The sequence below is a fragment of the Micromonospora echinospora genome (assembly GCF_900091495.1).
Lineage (GTDB): Bacteria > Actinomycetota > Actinomycetes > Mycobacteriales > Micromonosporaceae > Micromonospora > Micromonospora echinospora.
In genome coordinates this window covers 3426145-3435906 of the sequence record NZ_LT607413.1, presented here as the reverse complement: position 1 = coordinate 3435906, position 9762 = coordinate 3426145, and the positions used below count along the sequence as shown (strand labels likewise).

Here is a 9762-nt window from a genome sequence, read left to right as displayed (position 1 = left end):
ACGCCGTCAGCCGGGCGGGGCGGGCCGGGGCCCGCGGGCGATCAGAAGGACCGTCTCCGCAGGGGAGTTCCCGCCGGCCCCGGCCGACCGTACGACCGCAGCCGCTCCGGCGTCGCATCCGCGCCGTCCATCGCCGGGAGCACCGGCATGTCCGGCAGCCCGTGCAGGTTGACGTCGACGGCGAAGGGCACCCCGGCCGCTCCCTCCTCCGGGTCACCCGCCGACGCCGGCCGGGTGAGCAGCAGCTTCAGGTCGTCGTGTCCACGGTCACCGCTCCAGTACACGTCCTTCGTCGCGATCAACCGCTGGAATTCGTTGCCGCACCGGACGATGGCACCCGCCTCCACCGAGACGTTCGGCCGCCAGACACCGTCCCCACGGTTGTGTTCGAACCGCAGCCGCCAGCGCCGCCCACTCGCGGACGCCGACGTCCCGACCCCCAGTTCGAGGATCTTCTGGACGTCACCGGAGAACACCAGCCGCTGCGCGAAGGCGGACTCCTTGCCCACCACCGTGATCCGCCACGTACCGCTCATACTCACTGCCGGCATCTTTCGGGCTCCTTCTCTCGTGACTACGGCGGCGGGTCAGGCCGCCACGGCGGCCCGCACGTCGGCGGCGAACAACTGGCGCATGTCGTCGACGGTCGGCGCGGCGGTGCCGCGCAGCCGGTTGGCCTGCTTGGTGATGGTGCGTTCGAGCAGCTGGCGGGCGTACCGGCCGTTGCCGAAGCTCTCGTCCCGGGTCAGGCTGTCGAAGTGCTCCGACAGCACCGGGAGGCAGTCGTTGCTGAAGTCGAAGCCGCTGTCCCGGGCCAGCGTCTGCACGATGGACACCAGTTCCGAGGCGGTGTACGACTCGAACGGGACCTGCCGGCTGAACCGGGAGGCCAGCCCCACGTTGTTGGCGAGGAACCGCTGCATGTCCCCGGTGTATCCGGCGGCGATCACCACGATGTCGTCCCGGTGGTCCTCCATCAGCTTCACCAGCGTGTCGATGGCCTCCCGGCCGAAGTCGTTGCCCTGGCCGGCCAGCGCGTACGCCTCGTCGATGAAGAGCACCCCGCCGCGCGCCCGGTTGAACACGTCGGTGGTCTTGACGGCGGTGTGTCCGACGTACTCGCCGACCAGGTCGGCCCGGGACACCTCGACGAGCTGCCCGGTGCGCAGCACGCCCATCGCGGCGAGCAGCTGCCCGTACAGTCGGGCCACGCTGGTCTTGCCGGTGCCGGGCGCCCCGGCGAAGACCAGGTGCCGGGAGATCGTCGGAGCGGGCAGGCCGGCCCGGGTCCGGGCCTCGGTGGAGGCGATCAGGTCGATGACGTCGGTCACCTCGCGCTTGACCGCGTCCAGGCCGACCATCGCGTTCAGCTTACCGAGCAGGTCCTGGACGACCTGCGCCACGCCGGCCGCCGCCGACGGCGCGGCCGCCTGCTCACCCAGGTCCTCCGGCAGCAGCCGGGCCAGTTCGAGGTCCGGGGCCTGCGGGTTGTTCGACAGCCGGTACGCCTGACGCCCCAGCATGTCCTCGAAGACCTGCCGCGCTACCCGGGCGTTGCCGAAGGTCTCGTTGCGGGGCATGTCGCTGAAGTGGCGCACCAGGGCCTGCCGGGTCTCGTACTCCAGCGCGTAGTGGTGGGCGCGGCAGAGCCGCTCGACGATCTCGGCCAGTTCGTCGTCGGAGTAGCTGTCGAACTGGATGGTGCGGGCGAAGCGGGACTCCAGGCCCGGGTTGGCGGCCAGGAAGGTACGCATGTTCGGGGTGTAGCCGGCGACCACCACGACCACCTCGTCGCGGTGGTCCTCCATCAGCTTGACCAGGGTGTCGATGGCCTCCCGGCCGAAGTCGTGACCGCCGCCCCCGCCGGTCGAGAGCGTGTACGCCTCGTCGATGAACAGCACCCCGCCCAGGGCCTCCTCGAACCGGGCGGTGGTCTTCACCGCGGTGCCGCCGACGTGCTCGGCGACCAGGTCGCTGCGGGACACCTCGACCAGTTGCCCGCTGGCGAGCACCCCGAGGGTGGCCAGGATCCGGGCGAAGATGCGGGCCACGGTGGTCTTGCCGGTGCCGGGCGGCCCGGCGAAGACCAGGTGCCGGGACATGGGCGGTACGTGCAGCCCGGCCTCCCGGCGACGCTTGGCGATCTGGTTGAGCCCGACCAGGGTGGCCACCTCGTGCTTGACGCCGGCCAGGCCGACCAGTCCGTCCAGTTCCCGCAGCAGCGCGGCCACCGGACCGTCCGCCTCCCCGCCACCGCCCGGCGCGCTTCCCGGCGTGCCGGCACCGGGGCCGCCGCCGGCGGGTACCGCCGGAGCGGGTGACCCGGCGTCGGACGGCGTGGGGCCCGGCGGACGGGCGCCGGACGGTTTCCCGGGCGGCGCGACGCCCGACCCGGCGCCACCGGTCGGGTCGGGAGCGGACGTCGGGGCGTCGTCGACGGTCGCTGGGGTCGGCCGCCCGGCCCCGGGCGGCGGGAGGGAGATCGGGCGTCCGTTGTGGCCGGTGTCCACTCCGGACAGTTCGACGGCGGCGGTCGGGCTCGGCGCGTCCACGGCGACACCGCCGTTGCCGCGCACCACCCCGCCGTGGAGCCGCACCGGCGCGTCGGTCTCCACCACGACACCCGGGCCCTGGTTACCCACGATCTCGCAGTCCGTCGCGGTGACGCTGCTGCCGGCGCCGGCCCGGATCCCCGGGCCGCGACTGCCGCTGATCCGGCTGCGGGACAGGGTGGCCGCGCTGGGGCCGCCGGTCAGCACGCCCGCCCCGCCCGACTCCTCGACGGCCATCGAGGACAGTGTGGGCCGGGCGTTTCCGGCCACCTCCACGCCGACCCGGCAGCCGGTGATCCGGGAGTTGGACAGCACGGTGGTCGCGCTGTCGGCGAGCTTCGCCCCGGCGGTCCGCGCCCCGGTGACCTGGCCGTTGGAGAACCGGCCGGCTCCGCCGGTCGCGTGCAGGCCGTACCGGACGCCCTCGATGGTCAGGTTGTGCAGTTGCGGGTCGGCGTCCTGCTCGATCGCCACGCCGATGGGGACGTCGCGTACCTCGACCCCGTCCAGCCGTGCCCTCGACCGGCCGGTCAGGAACACGCCCGCGTCCGCGCAGTCCGCCACGGCGCCCCCGGTGAGGTGCGGCGTCGCCGTGCCGTTGACCACCACCCCGGCCGCGCCGCAGTCGCGCACCTCGCAGTTGGTCAGCGTCGGCGCGGAGGTGTCCCGGCAGTCGAGGCCGTGGCCCCGGGCCCGGGTGACGCGCGTGTCGGAGAGCGTGGGCGCCGCCTGCCCCATGGTCACCACGGCGTGCACCCGGGCGTCCAGGATCTCGCAGCGCTCCAGCACCGGGGTCGCCCGGTCGCTGGCGAGCAGCCCGACCTCGCCACCGGACACCGTGGTCCCGACCAGGTACGGACGGGCGGCCTGCTGCGCGACCACGGCGTACTGGCCGACCTCGTCGATGCGGCAGTCCTCCAGGCGCGGGGCGCTGGCGCCCACGGCCAGGAGCGCCGCCTCGGCGATCCCGGTGAACGTGCAGTCCCGGAACACCGGGGCGCTCGACCCGGCCGTCATGACCGCGCACTTGGCGATGCCGCGTACCCGCACGCGGGTGTACTCGCCCGCGCCGGCCTCGTGGACGACACCCGCCCCACCGGAGTTGCCGATCGCGCCGCCACGCATCTCCACGGTGCCCCCGCGCACGTGGATCGCGGCGGCCCCCGTGGCGTCGACGGTGCACGCCTCCAGGCGGACCCGCCCGGCCGCCACCTGGAGCAGCGGCATCCGCTCGTCGCCGCCCCGGATGGCGATGTCCTGGATCAGGATCTCGCCCCCGGCGGCCAGGATGGCCCCGCCCGTGGGCACCTCGATGGTGACGGTGCCCGGGCCGTCCTCGGCGACCAGGACGACGTTCCGACGGAACAGCGGCGCCTCGCGGTACACGCCGGGGCGTACCGCGACGGTGTCGCCGGGCGCCGCCGACTCCAGTGCCCGGGAGATGTCGGTGAGGCATCCGGTGTCCCTGGCCGACACCGACAGCACGCTGCTGGTCACGAGTTCGCTCCTTGCTGACTGTCGCCGCCGGGGGTGTCGCCGGCGTGGGGCGGGCCGGGCCGGGCCGGGCCGCCGGGGTCGGACCGGAGGAAGCCGGGGACGGTCTCCTCGTACATCACGCGCCGCCCGGTCCGGGTTCGAGGGCGAACGGGCGGTCGCCGGCCGCGAGGCCCAGCGGCCAGGGCAATGGTGCGGGCGCCGCGCGTTGCGGCTGGGCGGCGAGCGCGTCGCGCAGCTTGCCGGCCACCCGCTCGTCGACCGCGCCGTCGCGGTGTCCGGAGACGACCTCCCGCAGCAGTACGTACGGCGCGCCGTCCGGCCCCTCGTCGACGCCGAGCACCGCGAAACGGGAACCGGCGGCGAACATGGCCCGCCCGGCCCGGACGCCTGGCCCGTCGGCGATACCCAGTTGGTCCAGCCGCCGCGCGGTGGCCGACCAGATCGCGTACCGGCCCGCGTCGCCCTCGCTGCCGCCGTGGCACGACACGGTGGTGAACGCCGGCTCCACCAGCAGTTCCCCGGCCCGGTACCGGGTGACGTCGAGGCCGGCGGGTACCGCGGCGAAGACGGGTCCCCCGACGGCCGGCAGTTGCTCCAGCCCGGCGCAGGCACACCGGGCCAGCAACTGGACGTCCTCGTCGGGCGTGCCCCCACCGCGCAGCGCGCCGTTGACCCGCTCGCCCACCCCGTCGAGCAGAGCCAGCACCGTGACCAGCCCGGCCATCACGTCGTGCGCGCCGACCGCGCTGCGCAGCCCCGGGTGCAGCGACAGCGCCCGGGCCACCGTCCGGGAGTGGGCCTGGAACTTCCAGCCCAGCACGGTACGCAGCCGCTCCCGGTCCGCCTCGTCGGTGCGGGCCCGTACCCCGAACCACGCCGCCCCCCGGTCGGCAGGCGGCACCGGCGGCGGACCGACGCCCACGCCGTTCGCCGGGGCGTCGGTGGTTGCCGCGCCGGTCGTCGGAGCCTCCGTGGTCACTGGGCCGGCCGCCGGAGCATCCGTGGTGTCCGGGCCTGTGAGGGTGGCCACAGCCGGTACGGACGCGGTCAGGGTGACCGCAGCCAGGGCGGACGTGGCCGGGTCGGCGGCCTCCGGGTCGGCGACCAGCGGCCGGCAGGTGTCCAGCTCCAGCCGGGGCACGTCGAATTCCGTCAACACCATGCGCTGGACGCCGAGGTCGGGCCGAGGCAGCTCGACCACCGGAAGCGTCAGGGTCTGCACCTCGAACGCCGCCCCCAGGGGCAGATCGGTCCCGGCTTCCGGTGCCGCCACGGGCGACGGGACCGCCGGGTCGACCGGCGACGGGGCGGTCCCCGGAGCGGTGGTCGCGGGCGACGGCACCGGAGACGGCGGCTGCTGGTCGCGGGCGGGCACCCGACCGGTCGGGGCGGGGCGACCGGGCACCCGGCCGGGCGGGGCGGGGCGGACGCGTACCCGCCCCAGCGGAGGCAGCACGTGACCCGCCGGCTCCGGTTCGTCCCCTCCGCCCGGACGCCAGCACCAGAACAGCCCGTCCGTCGAGGCGCGCCCGAAGGTGAAGCGGATCCCGGCGTCCGAGGCGTAGACCGGGGCCCCCAGGTCGACCGCGAGTTGATGCAGCGCCGGCCCGACCCGGTCGGTCGACGCGGACCGCTGGGTGACCAGCAGCACCGGCCGGCCCCGCCAGCGGGAGCAGTGCCAGATCGCCTGGGCCAGGTCGGCGGCGGCCACCGGCCGGCCGCCCAGCCGGAAGCCGGACCGGCCGGTCTCGACCGCGAGCGCGAACCAACCCGCCGGACCGGGGGTGACCGATCCCGGTGCCTCCCACGGTCCCGGGTCGAGCACCGGCACCCGGGCACCGGCGTCCGGCCGGATGCGCGCCACGGCGGCGCCCACCGCCTGCGACGCCTGCCGCAGGTACCGCGCCACGTGCTGCCCGACCGGTACGCCCTGGGCCGGCTGCGGCACCTTCCAGGACGACGGCAGGGGTGCCCCCTGCCGCAGGGCGAGCAGTTCGGTCACGTCAGCACCGGCCGGTGCGTACCGGCGTCCGGCCTCGCCTCGGGCGTCACGTCCGGCAGTTCCGGGCGCGCCGGCACGCCGTCGGGCGACGGGACGTCGGACGAGGCGGCGTCGGCCGGTGCCACCGGGTCGTCGTCGGGGCCGGGCGCCTGCCAGACGACCGCCTCGGCGTCGGGCCGGCACAGGTGCACCAGGGCACGGTGCACGGAGATCTCGTCCAGCGGCTCGATGGGCCCGTCCCCGGTCAGGTGCGTGACCAACTGCGGGTCCGGCGCCAGGCCGTAGTTCTCCAGGTAGTACCCGACCGCCTCGCTCCACAGCCAGGTCCCGTCGGTACGCAGGTGCATCGGCACCACGTCGCCCCGGTCCGGGGCCAGGATGTCGGGCATCGCGGCGCTGCTCCACGCGATGACCACCCCGCCGCGCAGCGCGGCGAGCAGCTCGTCGCGTTCCGTGGCGTCGGAGACCACCGGCCGGTTGGTGGCGAACCAGGGGCCGCGTTCCGGGTCGACGCCGTCGAAGAGGCGGGCGGTGGTCACCGGCGTGGCCGGGCGCGCCGCCCACAGCAGGGAGCCGGACGCGCGGGCCAGGGTCTGGTAGAACGGCGCGTCCACCCCGGCCCAGCAGACCTCGACCTGGGCGTCGGCGTCCCCGGCCTCGACCATGGCCTGTCGTAGCCGGGCGCTGGCGGCGGGAAGGGAGTCCATGGTGTCGTCGACGCTGACCACGGCCACCCGTAACGGGTCCTGCCAGGGGCGTGCGGCGGACGGCATCCGCCACGCCCGCCACACCGCGCGTACCGTCGGGATCGCCGACGCCGCCTCCAGCAACGCCTGGTCGATCGGGTCGAGAAGGTCGACCGGGTCGGCGGTGCGGTCCTGCGGGAGCACCATCGACGCCAGCTCCTCCTGCGTGGTCGGCAGGTCGGACAGGAACTGCCAGGGTGCCGGCGGGCGTTCCCCGCGCAGCTCCTCCAGGGCCATCCCGAGGTCGAGGTCCCCGTCGCTGAGCGCCAGTTCCTCGCGCAGCGCCGCGATCTCGTCGGCGTCCAGTTGCAGCGGCTGGGAGACCGCCTCGAAGGCGACCGCCTGTACGACGTCCAGCCGACGGCCGGCGGCCAGCGCGTCCCGCGCGTCGGTCAGCACCCGGTCCGGCAGCGAGCCGGCCAACCGGAGCAGCAACGCGTGCATCGACTCGTCACGTTCGCCGTCACGTTCGTCGTCCCGTGTCACCTCCGGTGCCACGTCCAGGTCCGTGTCCACGCGTCCTCCTTCGCCGTGCCCGTGTTCATCTGTGGCACGCCCGGCAACGCCAGCAGGGTTCACGCCTACCCCGCCCCGGATTCGCCTACTTGTGCCGCCACCACGACTCGGTGCTGGTCCGGTCCTCCTTGCGGAACTCCGTACAGACCTGGCGACCGTGCACGATCATCCCCGCGTACCAGGTGCGGGCCACGTAGTTGAACGGACCCATGTCGAGCGGGCCGGCCTCCCGGGCGTTGGTGACGCAGAACTCGAACAGGTCCCGGCAGAACTCCAGCACCGTCTCCCGCCGGCCGCCGACGAGCCCGGCGTTGAGCAACTGGACCCCCCGGTTGTCGGACAGGAACTGCAACAGGTTGGCACTGCCACCGTGCTGGTACACCATCCACGGGATGCACAGCGGCGCCGGCTCGTCGCCGACGTACAGCCGGTCGTCCATCTCCGGGAACGGATCGCGCAGCATCTCCACGTCGGTGCCGTCGACGCACCACACCTGCTCGATCTCGGGGTGCTCGCGCAGGTACCGCCAGCAGCACAGCCAGCGGTGGAAGTACGGCGAGCCGCCGTCCCCGCCCGGTGTCACGCGCACGTGCGTGACCAGGTCGGTGTCCGGCTCGTCGTCGAAACAGTCGTGCAGCACCACCAACCGCTGCCCGTGCCGCTCGACGGAGCTGCGCAACTCGGCCAGGTCGGCGTAGTTCGGCGTCCAGGTGACGCCGCGCTGCGGGTCGGCCTGCGCGGTGAGGTACGTGGTCAGCACCACGTTCCGCGTCGCCGCCGCACCGACCGGGACGGTGCGGAACTCGCGGTACTCGGTCGAGGTGTAGCTGGCCTCCGACCGGGCCTTGAGATTGCGCACCAGGGTGAAGCGCTCGATGTCGGACACGCTGGAGCCGACCCTGGTGCGTTCGTCGCAACTGAAGATGAGGTCTCCGCTGCCGACCACGTCGGCGAACCGGAACGAGGTCAGGCCGGCGTTGTAGATCCGGTTGGAGAGGTCCAGGTGCTCGTATCCCCACCGGCCGTACCGGGTGTCGTACCCGCCCACCCGGTCCAGCACCCGCCGGTCGAAGTAGAGCATGCAGCCACGCGGATGGGTGTACGCCCGCAGCTCCGCGTCCCGGTAGAGCTCCACCGCGTCGGTCAGCCGGCCCTGCGGGGTGTCGGTGAACATGTACATCAGATGCGGCTCGGCGCTCTCGATGTACGGCCGCTCCCAGCCGTCCACGATCGGCCAGCAGTCGTCGTCGAACAGGAACAGGTGCGTACAGCCCTGCTCGACCAGCAGTTCCAGGCACTTGTTCTTGGCCCGGGCGATACCGACGTTGCGGTCGAAGCGGAACGTCGCCTCCTCCACCGGCTCGTCGCTGGCGTCGTCGACCACGACGATCGCGGCGCCGCTCGGCGCGTACTTGCGGATCGCCTCCAGCGCGGTACGGAGCACCGGGCCCCGGTTGTGCGTGGTGACCCCGATACCCACCGTCGGGAAGTCCGTCTCCATGCCCACCTCTTCGGTCGGGGCGCCACGCGCCGTCGCTCGGGCCGCCGCCCGGCCGTGGTACCGGTCGTCGGGGCAGTGCCGGACGACCATCGCCGCCGGCCCGTACCGCCGCCGGGTGCGAGGGCGTCCACGTGGGTCACGGCATCAGGGCACCGTCGGGTTCACCGGTCGACCCGCGAACCGTCGCCCGGCGCGGCGTGGGCCGCAGGTCCCGGGCGGGGCGTAGGGATAACCCTCTCCGACTCGCGGGTCCGCCCCCGCAGGAGCAGGGATCGCACCATGTCGGGCGACCGGCCTGCGGCGGCACTGTCATCTGCATGGGCGAACGGGCACAGAGCAGGCGACACGGCAGCGCGCTGGAGAGCGACTCCCGCCTCCGCGAACTGATGGACACCTACCAGCAGCCGCTGTTGAGGTACGCGCAGCGGCTGACCGACGGCGACACCGGACGCGCCGAGGACGTGGTGCAGGAGGCGTTCCTGCGGGCGTGGCGGCACCTGGACCAGCTCACCGCCGACCGTGGTTCGGTGCTGGGCTGGCTGCGCCGGGTGGTGCACAACCTGGTGATGGACGGGTACCGCATGAAGAAGGCCCGGCCGACCGAGGTGGACATCGAGAACGCCGCCGAGGTGGCCACCTCGGACCCGATGGCCGGCGTGGTGGACTCCCTGCTGGTCGAGCAGGTGCTCGGTGGGCTGTGGCCGGAGCACCGGGCCGCGCTGGTGGAGACGTACCTGAACGGCCGGACCGCAGCCGAGATCAGCGCGACGCTCGGGGTGCCGGTCGGCACGGTCAAGAGCCGGTTGCACTACGCGCTGCGGGCGGCCCGCAAGGCGACGGCGGGCCACCTGCTCTGCGCCGCATGAGCCGCTGGACGCCACCGTGGCGGAAGGCCGCCGGGGCCCCCGAGCCGGGTCAGCCGACCCGACCGGAGCCGCCTACAGTGGG

General features: G+C 74.1%; 6 protein-coding genes. 1 reads left to right on the top strand and 5 read right to left on the bottom strand.

Annotated features, from left to right (window positions below; all coding sequences use genetic code 11):
* Positions 1–41: 41 nt before the first annotated feature.
* The 5 genes from GA0070618_RS15875 to GA0070618_RS15855 all read right to left on the bottom strand — a co-directional run bounded on the left by GA0070618_RS15875 (position 42) and on the right by GA0070618_RS15855 (position 8814).
* On the bottom strand, positions 42–551 hold the full coding sequence (locus GA0070618_RS15875; protein ID WP_143740253.1) for a hypothetical protein: 510 nt from the start codon (positions 549–551) through the stop codon (positions 42–44).
* A gap of 36 nt (positions 552–587) precedes the next feature.
* Complete coding sequence (locus GA0070618_RS15870) at positions 588–4049, bottom strand: right-handed parallel beta-helix repeat-containing protein (protein WP_088982327.1); 3462 nt, start codon at positions 4047–4049, stop codon at positions 588–590.
* Positions 4050–4164: 115 nt separating this feature from the next.
* A complete protein-coding gene (locus GA0070618_RS15865) occupies positions 4165–6051 on the bottom strand; it encodes a hypothetical protein (protein ID WP_088982326.1) in 1887 nt (628 codons plus the stop codon).
* Entirely contained in the window at positions 6048–7313 is a 1266-nt protein-coding gene (locus tag GA0070618_RS15860) for a hypothetical protein (RefSeq protein WP_088982325.1), read from the bottom strand. Before GA0070618_RS15860 ends, GA0070618_RS15865 begins: the two co-directional genes overlap by 4 nt.
* Before the next feature lie 85 nt (positions 7314–7398).
* Positions 7399–8814 (bottom strand): glycosyltransferase family 2 protein, encoded by a 1416-nt coding sequence (locus tag GA0070618_RS15855; protein WP_170107820.1) that lies wholly within the window; start codon positions 8812–8814, stop codon positions 7399–7401.
* A gap of 317 nt (positions 8815–9131) precedes the next feature.
* Here GA0070618_RS15855 and GA0070618_RS15850 point away from each other — a divergent pair, with 317 nt between their 5' ends.
* Positions 9132–9680 (top strand): sigma-70 family RNA polymerase sigma factor, encoded by a 549-nt coding sequence (locus tag GA0070618_RS15850; RefSeq protein WP_197701761.1) that lies wholly within the window; start codon positions 9132–9134, stop codon positions 9678–9680.
* Positions 9681–9762: the final 82 nt, after the last annotated feature.

Excerpts from the sequence above, each read along its gene's own strand:
- GA0070618_RS15875 (WP_143740253.1), bottom strand. The coding sequence starts at position 551 with ATGCCGGCAGTGAGTATGAGCGGTACGTGGCGGATCACGGTGGTGGGC.
- GA0070618_RS15855 (WP_170107820.1), bottom strand. The coding sequence starts at position 8,814 with ATGGAGACGGACTTCCCGACGGTGGGTATCGGGGTCACCACGCACAAC.
- GA0070618_RS15850 (WP_197701761.1), top strand. The coding sequence starts at position 9,132 with ATGGGCGAACGGGCACAGAGCAGGCGACACGGCAGCGCGCTGGAGAGC.